13 protein-coding genes are annotated in these 16,018 nt (G+C 64.8%); 12 read left to right on the top strand and 1 reads right to left on the bottom strand.

Annotation, left to right across the window (positions count from 1 at the left end):
• Positions 1-22: 22 nt before the first annotated feature.
• From E1809_RS11025 to E1809_RS11080, 12 genes are all read left to right on the top strand, one after another.
• On the top strand, positions 23-2,182 hold the full coding sequence (locus E1809_RS11025) for an amylo-alpha-1,6-glucosidase (protein ID WP_133204277.1): 2,160 nt from the start codon (positions 23-25) through the stop codon (positions 2,180-2,182).
• Positions 2,183-2,199: 17 nt separating this feature from the next.
• Positions 2,200-2,784, top strand: a complete 585-nt coding sequence (locus tag E1809_RS11030; protein ID WP_133204278.1) for an HhH-GPD-type base excision DNA repair protein — start codon at positions 2,200-2,202, stop codon at positions 2,782-2,784.
• A 287-nt stretch (positions 2,785-3,071) separates the two neighbouring features.
• Entirely contained in the window at positions 3,072-4,295 is a 1,224-nt protein-coding gene (locus E1809_RS11035) for a sugar ABC transporter substrate-binding protein (protein ID WP_165962274.1), read from the top strand.
• A 19-nt stretch (positions 4,296-4,314) separates the two neighbouring features.
• Positions 4,315-6,456, top strand: coding sequence for an ABC transporter permease subunit (locus tag E1809_RS26660; protein WP_165962275.1), 2,142 nt, complete (start codon positions 4,315-4,317; stop codon positions 6,454-6,456).
• A gap of 17 nt (positions 6,457-6,473) precedes the next feature.
• Positions 6,474-6,938, top strand: coding sequence for a GatB/YqeY domain-containing protein (locus tag E1809_RS11045; RefSeq protein ID WP_133204280.1), 465 nt, complete (start codon positions 6,474-6,476; stop codon positions 6,936-6,938).
• A 219-nt stretch (positions 6,939-7,157) separates the two neighbouring features.
• Positions 7,158-7,514, top strand: coding sequence for a YegP family protein (locus E1809_RS11050; RefSeq protein WP_251599791.1), 357 nt, complete (start codon positions 7,158-7,160; stop codon positions 7,512-7,514).
• A gap of 408 nt (positions 7,515-7,922) precedes the next feature.
• A complete protein-coding gene (locus E1809_RS11055) occupies positions 7,923-8,801 on the top strand; it encodes an FAD binding domain-containing protein (protein WP_133204282.1) in 879 nt (292 codons plus the stop codon).
• A gap of 17 nt (positions 8,802-8,818) precedes the next feature.
• The gene (locus E1809_RS11060) at positions 8,819-9,331 is read left to right on the top strand and encodes a (2Fe-2S)-binding protein (protein WP_374102692.1); all 513 of its coding nucleotides are present in this window, start codon (positions 8,819-8,821) and stop codon (positions 9,329-9,331) included.
• Complete coding sequence (locus E1809_RS11065; protein WP_133204284.1) at positions 9,328-11,721, top strand: aerobic carbon-monoxide dehydrogenase large subunit; 2,394 nt, start codon at positions 9,328-9,330, stop codon at positions 11,719-11,721. The genes E1809_RS11060 and E1809_RS11065 overlap by 4 nt, the downstream gene beginning before the upstream one ends.
• Before the next feature lies 1 nt (position 11,722).
• Entirely contained in the window at positions 11,723-12,676 is a 954-nt protein-coding gene (locus tag E1809_RS11070) for an XdhC family protein (protein WP_133204285.1), read from the top strand.
• Positions 12,677-12,760: 84 nt separating this feature from the next.
• Positions 12,761-13,675: an AAA family ATPase gene (locus tag E1809_RS11075; protein WP_133204321.1), complete on the top strand. Its 915-nt coding sequence runs from the start codon at positions 12,761-12,763 to the stop codon at positions 13,673-13,675.
• Entirely contained in the window at positions 13,668-14,927 is a 1,260-nt protein-coding gene (locus tag E1809_RS11080) for a vWA domain-containing protein (RefSeq protein WP_133204286.1), read from the top strand. The genes E1809_RS11075 and E1809_RS11080 overlap by 8 nt, the downstream gene beginning before the upstream one ends.
• 33 nt (positions 14,928-14,960) lie before the next feature.
• On the opposite strand, the gene moaA is transcribed toward E1809_RS11080, so the two are convergent.
• Positions 14,961-16,001 carry a GTP 3',8-cyclase MoaA gene (moaA, locus tag E1809_RS11085; RefSeq protein ID WP_133204287.1) on the bottom strand — a complete coding sequence of 347 codons (1,041 nt, stop codon included), beginning with the start codon at positions 15,999-16,001 and terminating at the stop codon, positions 14,961-14,963.
• Between the last annotated feature and the right edge of the window lie 17 nt (positions 16,002-16,018).

A 16,018-nucleotide genomic window follows, 5' to 3' on the forward strand; every position in this document is an offset into this window, starting at 1 on the left:
CCTCATCGTTGAAGGAGCAGGGATGGCTGGATGGAACGCGGACACGGCCGCGGGACCAGTAGGAGCCGGCACGATCACGTTGGTGGAGGGCTCGTCCTTCTGCATTTCCTCGGCGAACGGAGACATCCATCCCGAGCAGCCGCACGGGGTCTTCCACGAAGACACACGCATCCTTTCCCGCTGGAACCTCACGGTCAACGGCCAACGCCTCGAGGCGCTGACCGCGGAGACCAAGGAACCCTACCGGGCCCTGTTCATCGGCCGTGTCCCGCGTTCCGAGGGGTACGCGGACAGCCACCTGATCGTCGAGCGGCTCCGGGAGGTCGGCGGAGGCATCGTTGAAGAGATCACCGTCAGGAACTATTCCACTGCCCCGGCGGAGTGCACGGTTGACATCGGCGCGGAGTCGGACTTCGCGGACCTCTTCGAAGTGAAGGAGGCCCGCGTCCAGCGGCGCTGGAAGGAATCGCGCGTCGCGGCTGCGGACTCGCTCACCATTAGCGCTGAGTGGCATGACGTGCGCAAGGGAATCGTGGTTACGGGAGGCGCGGCCGCCGTCGGGCATGATGGCCTCAGGTACCTGGTGCTTGTTCCGCCGCACGGCGAGTGGAGCACGACCCTCCGTGTGGCGCCGTTCACGGCGGACAAGGCGGAACCTGCGGGCCGGTTCGCGACGCAGTCCGCGGGCGAATTGTCGCCGAGCGACCGGCGCCGCCAGGAGTGGGTCGCGAAGATTCCCAAGCTTCACATGGGCAACAGATCCATCGAACGGACTTTGCGCCGAAGCTACGACGACCTCGGCGCGCTCCGCATCGAGGATCCGGCACACCCGGAGCGGATCGTCGTGGCGGCCGGAGCGCCGTGGTTCATGACGCTGTTCGGACGCGACTCCCTGTGGGCTTCGGAAATGGCCCTTCCCGTGGATCCCTCCTTGGCCCTCGGAACACTGCAGACTTTGGCCGAACGCCAGGGGAAAGTCGTGGATCCGATGAGCGAAGAGGAACCCGGAAAGATCCTGCACGAAGTCAGGCTTGGCGTCTCCACGGGATTGGCCTTGGGCGGCAAATCCGTCTACTACGGGAGCGTCGATGCCACTCCGCAATTCGTGATGACGCTCGGATCGGTGAGCCGCTGGGGTTTCGCCAAGGACACTATTGCCGCACTGCTGCCGCACGCCGACCGCGCGTTGGACTGGGTCCGGACATACGGCGACAAGGACGGCGACGGTTTCGTGGAGTACGCGCGCCTCAATGACCAAGGGCTTATCAACCAGGGCTGGAAGGACTCGTGGGACGGCATCAATTTTGCCGACGGGACGCTCGCGGAGCCGCCAATCGCCCTGTGCGAGGTGCAGGCGCTGGTGTATACGGCGTTGCTCTCGCGTGCGTGGATGGCGTACGACGCCGGTGACGCACCTTTGGCGGCCCGGCTCACCGAGGAGGCGGCACAGCTTAAGAATCGGTTCAACGAGCAATTCTGGCTCCCGGACCGCGGCTACTTCGCCGTCGCCCTGGACGGCAGGAAACGGCCCGTCGACGCATGCGCTTCCAACATGGGGCAATGCTTGTGGCACGGCATCATCGACGACGACAAAGTCCCCTTGGTAGTGGAGCGCCTCATGTCGCCGGAGATGTTCAGCGGATGGGGCGTCCGCACCCTGGCCAGCAACATGGGTGCGTACAATCCGGCCAGCTACCACAACGGATCGGTGTGGCCGCACGACAACGCCATCATCGCGGCGGGCCTCGTCCGCTACGGCTTCATCGAAGAAGCACAGAGGATCGCTACGGCCCTCCTCGAGGCTGCCGACTACTCCAACGGCCGCTTGCCCGAGCTCTTTTGCGGATTCGACCGTGAGCAACTCGCCGAGCCCGTACCGTATCCCACTGCGTGCTCGCCGCAGGCCTGGGCCGCGACCACTCCGATCATGCTGGTGACAAGCCTCATGCGGTATGACGCGCACGTGTCCCGGGGCGGATTCTGGATGGATCCCGTCCTGCCGGAGTCCTACGGGGACCTCCACATCACCAACGCACCGATGGCAGGAGGCCGCATGACCATCGACATCACGGGATCCGAACCCACCGTGCAGGGATTGCCCGAGGGAATAGTATTCCACCGTGAGCACCGGCCTTGGCTTACCGAACTCGTAGCGGAGGCCGGGCTGGGAAAGACCCAATAGCGACGGAGGACTGATCCATGGAACTGCATATCACTGGCGATGCCGCAGCCGACAAGCTGCTCGGCGATGATGCGTTTGCCCTTCTCACGGGCATGCTGCTCGACCAGCAAGTGACCATGGAATCGGCGTTCGCCGGGCCTGAAAAAATCAAAACCCGCATCGGATCCATCGATCCGGCCACGATTGCCGAATACGATCCCGCGGGGTTCATCGAAGTCTTCAAGGAGACCCCGGCAGTCCACCGGTTCCCGGGTTCGATGGCCGGCCGGGTCCAGGCCCTTGCCGAGACGGTCCATCACGATTGGGACGGGGACGCCACCGCCATCTGGACCCGGGACAACCCGGACGGCGGCGAAGTCCTGCGCAGGTTGAAGGAACTGCCGGGGTTCGGCGAGCAGAAAGCGAGGATCTTCCTGGCCCTGCTCGGCAAGCAGTGCGGATTGCAAGCCGAAGGCTGGCGGGAAGCGGCCGGATCCTACGGCCTCGAAGGATCCTTTGCCTCGGTCGCGGATATCGTGGACCCTGAATCGCTGGCGAAGGTCCGGGCAACCAAGCAGGCGGCCAAGGCAGCCGCAAAAGCCGCGAAAACGTCCAAGGCTTAAGGCGGGAACTCCCGCGCGCGAAGCCTTGATAAGCACAAACTTCGGGTCTACAACGTAGTCATAGAACATATTGACGAACGTGCCGGGAGTACCGGCACGTTCGTCCGGAAAGGATCCCGTAATCTCGCGTCCCTGGACCTTGATTCCCAGCCAGCACGTTGCTGGCTTACCGGCACGCCCGGCGTGAATCGCCTCGATCTCCAGCGTCGTCCTGCGCCCCGGGCGGCAGCGCTCAGATCGCGACCCGCCGTCTCGCCTGCATTCCGCAAGTCATGAGAAGGAAAGAAATGTTCAAGCACATGAAGGTCCCTGCCCGAGGCGCCGGAACCACCTTCATTGCAGCCCTCGCCGTCACGGCGCTCGCCGCCTGTTCAAGCCCAAGCACCCCGTCCACCCCCAGCACCGCAAGTTCCGGCGGAGCCGTCCCGCAGATTTCGGCGGACGCGTTCACGGCGGATTTCTCGGCAATGAAGCAACTCACTTCCCTCGCATCGCAAGGCAAGGGACTCATCGGTGTCCTGCTTCCCGATACCACCACCTCCGCGCGATATGTCACTTTTGACGCTCCGTACTTGAAGAAGGCCTTCGAAGCGGCCGGCCTTGACGCGAGCAAGTTCAAGATCGACAACGCACAAGGCAGTGCAAGCACCATGCAGACCCAGGCCGAGGCAGACATCACGGCCGGAGCGTCCGTCCTGCTCGTCGACGCCCTCGACTCCGGATCCGGTGCCGCCATCGAGGCTGCAGCCACCGCCCGCGGCGTTAAAGTGATCGACTACGACCGGCTCGTCAAGGGAGGCGCGAAGGATCGGACCTACGTCAGTTTTGACAACGTCAAAGTGGGCCAGTTGATCGGGCAGGGCGAAGTCACCTGCATCGGTGACTGGAAGGTCACCAAGCCGAACGTCCTGATCATGGACGGCGACCCGACCGACAACAACGCGAAGTTGTTCGCCCAAGGCTACAACGCAGTGCTCAAACCGCATTTCGACAGTAACGAGTACGTGAATGCAGGCGAACCCGCCGGCACCTGGACGCCATCTGTGGCACAGACGACCTTCGCCCAGCAGTACACCGCCCACCCGGACATCAACGCCGTGGTCACGCCCAACGATGACAACGCCAACGCAGTGATCGCCTACCTCCAGAGCAAGCAGGTTCCAGCCAAGACCTTCCCGACCACCGGCCAGGACGCGTCCTTGTCCGGACTGCAGAACATCCTGAAGGGCTACCAATGCGGAACGGTCTACAAGCCGATCTACTTCGAGGCCCAGGCTGCCGCCGCGGCAGCGCTCTACCTCCGGGCGAGCATGAGCATTCCTTCAACCCTGCTGAACGGCAAAACTACAGACGATACAGCCAAGAGCGACGTCGCATCCGTTCTGTTGACCCCGCTGTGGGTGACCACGAAGAACATGGCTGACACGGTGGTCAAGGATGGCGCCGTGAGCGTCCCCGCCCTCTGCATTACGCAGCTCAAGGACGCGTGCACCGCTGCGGGTATCCAGTAGTTCGCCAAAAGGAAACAGCGTGATTCCTGAAACGCCGTCGCGGGCAGGGAGTCCGGCCAGCACCGAGGCCGGTCCCCTGCTCCGCTTGGCCGATATCGACAAGAATTTCGGACCCGTCCAGGCTTTGGTGGATGTGACCCTTGAAGTGCCGACTGGGAAGGTGACCGCACTCGCCGGCGACAACGGCGCGGGCAAATCGGTCCTGATCAAATGCATTGCCGGCATCCACGCACCCGACGACGGCCAGTTGTTTTGGGAGGGCAGGCCAGTTCGCTTGAACTCGCCGCACGAGGCCGCAGCGCTTGGTATCGAGACCGTCTACCAGGATCTGGCACTGTGCGACAACCTCGACATCGTCCAAAACTTGTTCCTGGGCCGCGAGCGTGTGCGCCATTTTCTCCTCGATGAGGAGAGCATGGAGATCACCGCCCGCGAAACGCTGAAGGGCCTGGCCGTGACCACTGTCCGGTCGATCCGCCAGCCTGTGGCGTCGTTGTCCGGCGGGCAGCGCCAGTCCGTGTCCATCGCGAAATCAGTGCTGTGGAACTCGAAACTCGTCATCATGGACGAACCGACGGCTGCCCTCGGCGTCGCCCAGACCGAGGTGGTCCTGCACCTGATCCGCCAGCTCGCGGACCGCGGAGTGGCCGTCCTCGTGGTCTCGCACAACATGAACGATGTTTTCCACGTTGCGGACCGCATCGCCGTGCTCCATCTTGGCCGGCTCGTAGCGATTCGGCCCGTCACTGAACTCGACCGACAGATCGTGGTCGATCTGATGACGTCCGGCTTCTCCGATCGGGCAAGGCACGAAATCGCGGGGTCACCGCAGATCGAACGCCCGATCGTACCCGCCCCCGAGCCTCCTCCTGACGAGACGACGACCACAGCTATCGCCCCGGACGAGCCGACGACCGCGGCTGCCAAGCGGGACGCAGCTCTGGCCCTCAACCCTGTCATCACGGCCACGTCGCTGCCCGACTATTTCCGAGCGGCATTCGCTCGGGTTCGGGGCGGCGAGAGCGGAGTGTTGCCGGTGCTCGGCGGGCTGCTCCTGATCTCGGTGCTTTTCCAGACGCTCAATCCGAATTTCCTCACTGCCGGCAACTTGGTGAACCTGCTGATTCAAGGTTCCGTCTTCATGCTGCTCGCCATGGGGCAGATCTTCGTACTCCTGCTCGGCGAGATCGACCTGTCCATCGGATACGTCGGTGGCGTGGGCGGTGTCATCATGGCCGAACTCGTCCAGGAATCGACCGGCTGGCCGTGGTGGGCCGCGATGGCTGTCGGGCTGATCGCCTGCGCCGGGATTGGGGTGCTGCAGGGCACTATCATTACCCGCCTCCACCTGCCATCCTTCGTCGTGACGCTCGGCGGCCAACTCGGGTGGCTCGGAGTGATGCTGATCATCCTCGGTAGTGGCGGTGTGGTGCCCATCAATGACACCGTGATCAACAACATCGCCAGCGGAAACCTGAGTCCGGTCACCAGCTGGATCGTGATGCTCGTGGTCGCCGGCGCGTTCAGCGCCTGGACCTGGCTGCGGGACGCCCGCCGGCGAAGGAGCGGGCTGGTCGCGCCGCCCGCAAGTGTGAGCGCCCTCAAAATCACGGGCGTGCTCGCCGCCGGGATCGCCGTCGTCTGGTTGTGCAACACCAACCGCGGCAATCTGGTGGAAATCAGCGGCGTGCCGTGGGTGCTGCTTGTTGTCCTCGGAGTCCTCGCCGCCTGGACGTTGCTGCTGGGCCGCACGCGGTTCGGTCGCTACGTCTACGCTATCGGCGGCAATGCCGAGGCCGCGCGACGGGCCGGCGTCAGCCTTGCGCGCATCCGTACGCTCGCGTTCATGCTCGCCTCCTTCACGGCAGGCATAGGCGGCGTCGTCTATGCGTCCCGGCTCCGCTCGGTCTCTACTTCGTACGACGGCGGCACGCTGGTCCTCTACGCAGTGGCGGCTGCCGTAATCGGCGGCACGAGCCTGTTCGGTGGCCGGGGCAAGGTGTTGCACGGCGTCCTCGGCGGGCTGGTAATCGCGGCGATCGACAACGGGATGGGACTGCAGGGCTACAGTGCGCCGGCCAAGTACGTTGTCACGGCACTGGTTCTGGTCGCTGCGGTGACGATCGACGCCGTCGCCCGCCGCGGCCGTGCACAGTCGTAAAAGGAGAGGAAACTGCCATGGGTACCTTGAAACAACGCCTGCACGCCGACGTCGTTGTCCATATGAGGGACGGCAACAAGACCGCGCTCACCACGGTGCGCAACGTCCTGGGCGAGATCGAGACGCGTGAGAAGTCCGGCAAGACACCAATCGAGCTGGACGACACGCAGGTAACTGCCCTGCTGCAGAAGGAGGCCGCCAAGCGCCACGACACCGCCCGGATCTACGCGGAAGCCGGAGAAACGGTGCGCGCCGAAGCGGAAATCGCCGAAGCCGAAGTCATCGAGACGTACCTCCCCGCGATGTTGACCCAGGCTGAAGTCGAGGCGATCGTCGATGAGGTGGTCGCGGCGCTCAAGGCCGATGGCCAAGAGCTCTCGAGCCGGCAGATGGGCGCAGTAATGAAGCCCGTCACGGCCAAGGTCGCCGGCCGCTTCGACGGCAAGGCCGTCAGCGAGATCGTCCGGAACCGGCTCGCCTAGACGGAAAGAATGCTCAAAGCCGTGCCCCACGTGCACTAGCCAGCCCACGCTCTTACCCGTAGGGTGGTTAATCACACTGTGGCGGGCATCACCCACCGTGAGTCAAATGATCCAACTGCCGGACTAAGACGACTGGGGCGCGACGATGCGCCCTGGACCCGGCGAGACCTACCGGGCGTCGCCAGGCGCCCGCAGTTCAGGAGGATTTACGTGGCCGGTATGTTTGAACTCTTTATCGACGAGGACACGAGCTTCAGATTCAGGCTCAAAGCTCCGGACGGAACCGTGGTGGCCGTCTCAAGGTCTTTTCCCGACAAGCCCGCCGCCGTGGTGGGCATCAGCGATGTGCGGGAATATGCCGGAATGGGCCTGATCACCGATTTGTGCCCGGAAGTCCCGGTCCGCGCAACACCGGCGACGGCGCCAACGCGGCAGCCGTCAAGCGCCGAGGTGCTGCCGCCGCTACCCGTTCCGAAACCGCGCCACCATCCTCTTCCGCCACGGGAACGTACCGGCCGCCCGTGGCATACCGGGGCATTGGTGGAGGCGCCGTGCACGGCGATGGCTGAAGCGTAAGAAACGCTTACCCGCCGGGCAATCCGGAAGATTTCGTATGGCGCGGCGGTGCCGGATTTCGCTTGGCACTGCAGTATGGACACGGGCAGGAGGCCGGAGGAGACTTCACATCATGGGGTCCATTTTGGAAGGAGCCTCAGGTGGACCGTGGCGGCAGGACGGGCCGGAATTTCACGAATCGATGTCTTCGGGATGACATAGGACACCACCGGGAAGAACTCGTTCTTGTGGTCGGCGTAGGGCGGCCGCCGCAATTATCCGGCCCCGGGCCAGCGAATTTCCCGTTCGCTTTGATTCCTGTTCGCCTTGATAGCGTGCGGGATCCTTCGTTTGGTACTTCCACGCGAGGAAGACTGATCATCAATCCCGTCCTGCATCCCGCGGACGTCTGGCCCTAAGGGGTGGATAGTGCAGATTCCGGCTCCATTCGATTATGAGCGCGCAAGCGATGTCGCCAACGCGCTGGCACTCCTCGAACGCCACGGTCCGGAGTCCCGGGCCATTGCCGGCGGCCACAGTTTGCTGCCAATGATGAAACTGAGGCTCGCCCGGCCGGAATGGCTGATCGACATCAACGACCTCGCGGAACTGGACTTCATTCGCCGGGAAGGCGACCAGCTGTGCGTGGGTGCATTAACCCGCCACACAGCGCTCCTCGAGTCAACCGAAGTCGCAGGCCTCTTTCCTATAGTGAGAGACGCCGAGCTTGTGATCGCGGACCCTGTAGTCCGCAACCGCGGCACTATTGGCGGTTCGCTCTGCCAAGCGGATCCGGCCGAGGACCTGTCCACGGTCTGCGATGTCCTGCGGGCCAAGGCCGTGATCCGCGGGCCTGGCGGCGAACGGATCGTCCCCATGTCGGACTTCCATCGCGGCCCCTACGAAACCGCCGTAGCTCAGAACGAGTTGCTCTGCGAGATCCGCTTCACGATCCGCCCGCGTTCGGGAAGCGCCTACGAGAAGGTCGAACGCAGGGTCGGTGACTGGGCCGTCGTAGCGGCGGGGGCCGCCGTCGTGCTCTCCGCAGACGGAACGATCGAAGAGGCTGCTGTAGGGCTCACGTCGGTTGGACTGGACGGTACGGTCGGAGAGGCCGAAGCCGTGCTCCGAGGACAGCAGCCACAGGAGGATCTGTTCGTCGAGGCCGCGCGCATCGCAGCCGCCGCCTGTCACCCGGTCGACGACCAGCGCGGACCGGTGGACTATAAGCGGCATCTGGCCGACGAACTCACCCGGCGGGTCCTTCGGCGTGCGTGTGTCCGCGCCACAGGTGCAGAGGAAGGCTGAAGACAATGCAGGTCAGCATGACAGTCAACGGGGAGGCAGTGACCCGGGACATCGAACCCCGCGTGTTGCTCGTCCACTTCATTCGCGAGAACCTCGGACTGACGGGCACCCACTGGGGATGCGACACCAGCAACTGCGGCACCTGCGTCGTCCTGATGGATGGCCAACCGGTGAAATCCTGCACCGTGCTCGCGGCCATGGCCGACGGACACGACATCCGCACCGTCGAGGGACTGGTGGTCGGCGGCGCTCTCGATCCTGTTCAACAAGGATTCATGGAAGAACACGGACTGCAGTGCGGATTCTGCACGCCAGGCATGATGCTCACCGCCAGGGCCTTGCTGGACCGCAATCCGCATCCCGACGACTCCGAAATCCGCCAAGCGATTTCCGGCCAGATCTGCCGGTGCACCGGTTATGCGACCATCGTCCGTTCGGTTCAGTGGGCCGCCGCCCATCCCGCCGTGACGGACACCGCGGCGGATGGCGCCGGTACCGGCGAGAGCAACTCTGAAGAGGTGACAGCATGACCACCACACAGGAGCATGCGCCCAACCCGGCAGCCGGAGACCCAAACCGCCCGATCGGGTTCGGCCGCATCCAGCGCAAGGAAGACCCGCGGTTCGTCCGCGGCAAGGGCAACTATATTGACGACATCGTCCTGCCGGGCATGCTGCATGGCGCCATCCTGCGCGCACCCGTTGCGCATGCCCGGTTGGTTTCAATAGACACCACCGAGGCGTTGGCACATCCCAAAGTACGTGCCGTCATCACCGGCAAGGACCTGCAAGGCCTCAACCTGGCGTGGGCACCTACCCTGTCCGCCGACGTTCAGGCAGTCCTCGTGACCGACAAGGTGCGGTTCCAAGGCCAGGAGGTCGCATTCGTCGTCGCTGAGGACCGCTACGCCGCGCGGGACGCACTGGAGCTGATCGACGTCGAATACGACGTGCTGCCGCCCTTGGTTGATGCCCGCCGCGCCCTGGACCCCGGAGCGCCAGTCATCCGTGACGATATCGAAGGGCGGACGGACAACCGGATCTTCGACTGGGAAGTCGGCGACGCGGCCGAAACCGAAGCGGTGTTCGCCACCGCCGACGTCGTGGTCGCCCAGGAGGTTGTGTACCCGCGCGTGCACCCTGCGCCCATGGAAACGTGCGGTGCCGTGGCGGACTTCGATCCGGTCGACGGGAGGCTGACCCTCTACGAAACCACCCAGGCCCCGCATGCCCACCGGACGTTGTACGCAATAGTCGCCGGCATTCCAGAGCACAAAATCAGGATCGTCTCCCCCGATATCGGCGGAGGCTTTGGCAACAAAGTGGGTATCTATCCCGGTTACGTCCTGGCTGTCGTCGGCTCGATCGTCACCGGCAAGCCGGTGAAGTGGGTGGAGGACCGCTCGGAAAACCTGATGTCGACGTCGTTTGCCCGCGATTACATCATGCAGGGCGAGATCGCAGCCACCAAGGAAGGCAAGATCCTCGCAGTCCGGACAAGTGTGCTGGCTGACCACGGCGCCTTCAATGCCACTGCGCAGCCCACGAAAAACCCGGCCGGATTCTTCTCCATCTTCACGGGCAGTTACGACCTGAAGGCGGCCTATTGCAAAGTCACGGGCGTTTACACCAACAAGGCACCGGGCGGTGTGGCATACGCCTGCTCATTCCGCGTCACGGAAGCCGTATACCTGGTGGAGCGCATGGTGGATGTCCTGGCCCGGAAACTGGACATGGACCCGGCCGAGCTCCGGCTGAAGAATTTCATCAAGCCGGAACAATTCCCCTATGCGAACAAGACAGGCTGGGTATATGACTCGGGCAACTACGAGCCAGCCATGCGGCTGTCCATGCAAATGGCCGGGTACGAGGACCTCCGACGCGAACAGCGCGAAAAGCGCGGGCGCGGCGAGTTGATGGGTATCGGAGTGTCCTTCTTCACGGAGACCGTCGGCGCCGGGCCGCGCAAGCACTTTGACATCGTTGGACTCGGCATGGCCGACGGTGCTGAACTCCGCGTGCATCCGACCGGCAAGGCCGTCGTGAGGATCTCCGTGCAGAGCCAGGGCCAGGGCCACGAAACCACCTTCGCCCAGATCGTGGCAGAGGAGCTCGGCATCCCGCCCGAGAGCATTGACGTGGTCCACGGCGACACTGACCAAACGCCCTTCGGCCTCGGCACCTACGGCAGCAGGTCGACGCCGGTCAGCGGCGGCGCAGTCGCGCTGGTGGCGCGCAAGGTCCGGGACAAGGCGAAGTTCATTGCCGCGGCGATGCTTGAAGCCCGGCCCGAAGACCTCGAGTGGGAAAAGGGCCGCTGGTTCGTCAAGGGCGATCCCAGCGTCGGCAAGACCATCACCGAGATCGCCTTCGCGGCCCATGGCACAGTGCCCTTGCCAGATGGCATCGACGGCAATCTGGATGCGGAAGTGACGTATGACCCTCCGAACCTGACGTTTCCGTTCGGGGCATATATCTGCGTGGTGGACGTCGACGCGGGAACCGGCCAAGTCAAGGTCCGGCGCTTCATTGCTGTGGACGACTGCGGGACCCGGATCAACCCGATGATCATCGAGGGCCAGGTCCATGGCGGGCTCACGGACGGAGTCGGGATGGCGCTGATGGAAATCATCGCATTCGACGAGGCAGGCAACTGCCTCAGCAGCTCGTTCATGGACTACCTTATCCCCACGGCGATGGAAGTCCCGGACTGGGAGACCGGCTTTACTGTGACGCCGTCGCCGCACCACCCGATCGGCGCCAAAGGCATCGGCGAGTCGGCCACTGTCGGGTCCCCGCCTGCCATCGTCAACGCTATCGTCGATGCTTTGGCTCCATTCGGCGTGACGCACATGGACATGCCATGCACCCCGGCCCGGGTCTGGGAAGCCATGCAAGGACGAGCCAGGCCGCCGGTGTGACGTGCCCGCGTACGGAGAAGCCCTGGCGGCGAAGGCGCAGGAACTCGTAGGGCGCCGCGAGCCCTTTGTGCGCGCCACGGTAGTGCGCGCCCAGCACCCGACCAGTGCCCACGCGGGCGACACGGCCTTGGTGCTCGCAAACGGGGAAATCGACGGATTCCTCGGCGGCACCTGCGTCGAGGCTTCCGTGCGCGAATATGGCCTGCAGACGCTGTCGAAGCACGAACCGCTGCTGCTGCGCGTCGTTCCGGGCGAGCCGTCCCGCATCAGCCAGGAGGGCGCCGTGGAGGTCGCAAACCCCTGCCTTAGCGGCGGCGCCGTGGAGATCTTCCTCGAGCCCCAAATGCCACCTGCACGGGTAGTCGTGGTCGGCGCGACCCCCGTGGCACAAGCCTTGGGCGCCTTGGGGACAATCCTTGACTTGGACATGGAACTCACCGACGGAAATGCTGCTGAACCACGGGCAGACGACGCCGCCCTCATTGTCGCGTCACAGGGCCGGGACGAGGAGCCTTCGCTGGAAGCCGCACTGCGCCTTGGTGTGCCATACGTCGCCCTTGTCGCGAGCCGCACGCGCGGAGCCGCCGTCCTGGCGTCACTCGACGTCGACGACGAACAGCGTGCGCGGGTGCACAGCCCGGCCGGGCTGATGTTGGGCGGCCGAACACCCGCCGAGATCGCGCTGTCGATCCTTGCGGAACTCGTGTCCTTACGTTCCACTGGCCGGGCCGCAGAGCGGGCCCCGGCAGAGCCTGCCACTCCGGAGCCTTCGACGGCGGAACCGGCGCCCCCGGCGTCGCCGACGAGCGCCGTCGACCCCGTCTGCGGAATGACCGTCGCTGCGGTGGAGGCTACACTGCATGCCGAATACGCCGGAACGACATACTACTTTTGTTCCCCTGGATGCAGGCGAGCCTTCCTCGCGGAACCGGAGCGCTATGCCGCCGCGTCCTGAGTTCCGGGCGGACCGACTCATTCCGGCGCCCGGAGCGTCCGGCCCCACGCGGGCCGCCTCCCACTTGGAACGTGCCCAGTGACCATGCCGGCGCGGGCAGGTGCAGAAGACGATGTCCGGCGCCTGGTTCCGGACGTTTCCGCGCTCATGAGCGCGCTGGACGACGTCGACTACCTTGCCGACGTCGGACTGGCTACCGCGCTGTTCCTCTCGGTCCGGTTGCCCCAACCTATCCTGTTGGAGGGCGAGGCCGGCGTCGGGAAGACCGAGGCGGCGAAGGCGTTGGCCAAGGTGCTCGACACTCCCTTGTATCGCTTGCAGTGCTACGAGGGCATCGATGCGGGCGAGGCACTCTACGAGTGGAATCATCCACGCCAACTCCTGAGCATCCGTTTGGCGGAGGTCCGGGATGTCCACGTCGAGGAGGCCGAGCTTTTTGGCGAAAAATACCTGCTGCGTCGGCCGCTGCTGAAGGCGATCGAGCACCCCGGTCCGCGACCGGCCGTACTGCTGCTGGATGAGATCGACCGGGCCGACGCAGAGTTCGAAGCCTTCACCTTCGAGCTTCTCGCCGAGGCAGCGGTCTCGATTCCCGAGCTGGGTACTATCCGGGCCACGCACCCGCCTGTCGTCGTCCTGACATCGAATAGGACCAGGGACTTGCACGACGCGCTGACCCGACGCTGCCTCTACCACTGGATTGACTACCCCCAGCCCGAGCGGATCGCCGCGATTGTTCGCCGGAGGGTGCCTGGGAGCGCCGAGCCCCTGGCCCTTGATGCAGCATCCGCCATCACCAGGTTGCGGTCCCTCGACATGGCCAAACCCCCGGGCATCGCAGAGGCCATCGACTGGGTCTCCGCGCTGAGCGTGCTTGGCGTGGAACGCCTGGATCCGGTTGCCGTGAAGCAAACCTGGGGCGCGGTCGTGAAGAATCGCGACGATCTGGACCTTGCGTGGGCACGCGGCCCCGCATGGGTGGCTGGCGGGCATGACTAGCGGGGCTCCCAAGGGCAGCCCGGTGGACATCGAAGCTGCCGCCTTCGCGGTGGGTTTCAGCACTGCCCTGCGCCGGGCAGGGCTGCCGAGCTCGCCGGACCGCACAGCGTGGCTCGCCCAGGCACTCAGGATCATCCCTCCAACAGCCCGTGATCGGCTGTACTGGACGTGCCGGGTGATACTCGTCTCCTCGCGGGAACAGCTGCCGGTATTCGACGCGGTCTTTTCGTCCGCATTTGACGGACTGCTCGATCCGGCCGACGCCCGCGGCGATACCAACAGTCCGCCCGCGGTTGGCTCAGCGGAGGTGACCCGGGCAGCAACCGGGCAAGGCCCGGCCAGCACAGCCAGTCACGACCCGGCGCCACGGGCACCCGTTGCCTCCCCAGGCGCCGGGACCGCTGACGAGTCCGGCGCACCGGAGCGGGAGGCAATCCTGGCCATGGCCTCCCCTGACGAGCTCCTGCGTGAGAAGTCGTTCGCCGAACTCACTCCGGACGAAACCGCCCACGTGCGGCAGCTGGTCCGGCGCATCGTGCTGTCCACTCCGGAACGCCGAAGCCGAAGGACACGCCAATGGGCACATGCCGGAGGCGAGCTGGACCTCCGGCGCACTATCCGTGCGGCACGGCGCACGGGCGCCGACACAAGCTCGCTGGTGTTTGCCCACCGTCGCCCACGCCCGCGCCGCTTGGTGTTCCTGTGCGACGTATCCGGGTCCATGGAACCTTACACACAGGTCTTCCTGTCCCTCCTGCAGGGCGCAGTGGCTGGGGCCCAGGCCGAGGCATTCGTGTTTTCCACCCGGCTGACCCGGCTGACACGGCAGCTTTCGAACCGGAACGTTGACAAAGCCCTGGCTCTGGGAGCAGCCGCCGCCCCCGATTGGGCCGGCGGCACAAGGCTGGCCGAGAGCCTGCGGCACTTCATCGACGGCCAAGGCCGGCGCGGGCTTGCCAGGGGCGCAGTCATTGTGGTGCTCTCCGACGGCTGGGCCCAGGACGCGCCGGCGCTCGTGGACGCCCAGATGGCGCGACTGCGGCGCTTGGCCTACCGGATCGTCTGGGTGAATCCGCGGAAGGCCGGCATGGACTACCAGCCGTTGGTGGGCGGCATGGCTGCTGCGCTCCCCTATTGTGACGCTTTTGTCAGCGGGCATAACTACGACGCCCTGGCCGAAGCGGCAGCCGCCATTCGCGCCGACCGGCGACATCCGGCAAGCGGACTCGGGACAAAGTGGCGGAACCGGTAGCTCATTCGCCGTCGTTGCGCAGGTTCGGCCCCGTTACCCGCCGATATAGGACATCTCGATCTTCCGGGGCGCTTTTGGCGCCCCGGACGTGCGGGCCCCGCGCAGTTCGGAATAGCGGTCTGTGCGGCCACCCCAGAGCGCGGACAGCGCGGCGGAAAGTTCGACGTCGGACGCGCCGCCGCGCAATAAGGCCCGCAAGTCGGTGCCAGCCGTTGCAAAGAGGCACGTGAACAGCTTGCCGTCCGCAGACAGGCGAGCCCGGGTGCAGCCGCGGCAGAAGGCTTGCGTGACGCTTGAGATGACCCCGATTTCACCGCTGCCGTCAGTGTAGCGCCAGCGGTCGGACGTTTCTCCCGGGTAATTGGGTGGCACTTGTTCCAGCGGGAAGACCGTGTTGATGCGTGACAGGACCTCCGCGGACGGCACTACCTCGTCCATTTTCCAGCCGTTGGAGGCTCCAACATCCATGTATTCGATAAACCGCAAGATGAATCCGGTTCCTCGGAAGTGGCTGGCCATGTCGAGGATGTCCTGGTCGTTCCTCCCCCGCTTGACCACCATGTTGATCTTGACGGGTCCCAGCCCTGCGTCCCGGGCGACGTCCGCGGCGTGGAGGACCCTGGCCACGGGATAGCCGACGTCGTTCATCGCTTGGAAGGTCTCTTCCCGGAGGGAGTCCAGCGAGACTGTCACGCGATTCAGGCCCGCATCTTTGAGGAGTTGCGCTTTCTGCGCGAGGACGGAACCGTTGGTGGTCATGGCGATATCCGGTGCTTCGCCCGCGGGTGTGCGCAGCGCTGCCAGCATCCGGACAAGATCCTCAATGTCCTTCCGCAGCAACGGTTCTCCGCCCGTGAGTCGGATCTTCCGCACTCCGTGCGCGACAGCGATGGAGGTGAGCCGGGTGATTTCCTCGAAGGTCAGGAGCTGGTCCTTGGGCATGAAGGCGAAGTCCCGGCCGAAGATCTCCTTCGGCATGCAGTACACGCAGCGGAAATTGCAACGGTCGGTAACCGAAATCCTCAAATCCCGCAGTGGCCGGCGGAAAGTGTCAACGATCGGATCAACGTCCATGCAACGCCTGTCCTAAG

Origin of the sequence: Arthrobacter terricola (genome assembly GCF_004354015.1) — a bacterium.
GTDB lineage: Bacteria > Actinomycetota > Actinomycetes > Actinomycetales > Micrococcaceae > Arthrobacter > Arthrobacter terricola.

Bases quoted from the DNA above. Each gene is read 5' to 3' on its own strand.
- E1809_RS11025 (WP_133204277.1), top strand. From the start codon at position 23: ATGGCTGGATGGAACGCGGACACGGCCGCGGGACCAGTAGGAGCCGGC.
- E1809_RS11030 (WP_133204278.1), top strand. From the start codon at position 2,200: ATGGAACTGCATATCACTGGCGATGCCGCAGCCGACAAGCTGCTCGGC.
- E1809_RS11035 (WP_165962274.1), top strand. From the start codon at position 3,072: ATGTTCAAGCACATGAAGGTCCCTGCCCGAGGCGCCGGAACCACCTTC.
- E1809_RS11045 (WP_133204280.1), top strand. From the start codon at position 6,474: ATGGGTACCTTGAAACAACGCCTGCACGCCGACGTCGTTGTCCATATG.
- E1809_RS11050 (WP_251599791.1), top strand. From the start codon at position 7,158: ATGTTTGAACTCTTTATCGACGAGGACACGAGCTTCAGATTCAGGCTC.
- E1809_RS11060 (WP_374102692.1), top strand. From the start codon at position 8,819: ATGACAGTCAACGGGGAGGCAGTGACCCGGGACATCGAACCCCGCGTG.
- E1809_RS11065 (WP_133204284.1), top strand. From the start codon at position 9,328: ATGACCACCACACAGGAGCATGCGCCCAACCCGGCAGCCGGAGACCCA.
- E1809_RS11075 (WP_133204321.1), top strand. From the start codon at position 12,761: ATGCCGGCGCGGGCAGGTGCAGAAGACGATGTCCGGCGCCTGGTTCCG.
- E1809_RS11080 (WP_133204286.1), top strand. From the start codon at position 13,668: ATGACTAGCGGGGCTCCCAAGGGCAGCCCGGTGGACATCGAAGCTGCC.
- moaA (WP_133204287.1), bottom strand. From the start codon at position 16,001: ATGGACGTTGATCCGATCGTTGACACTTTCCGCCGGCCACTGCGGGAT.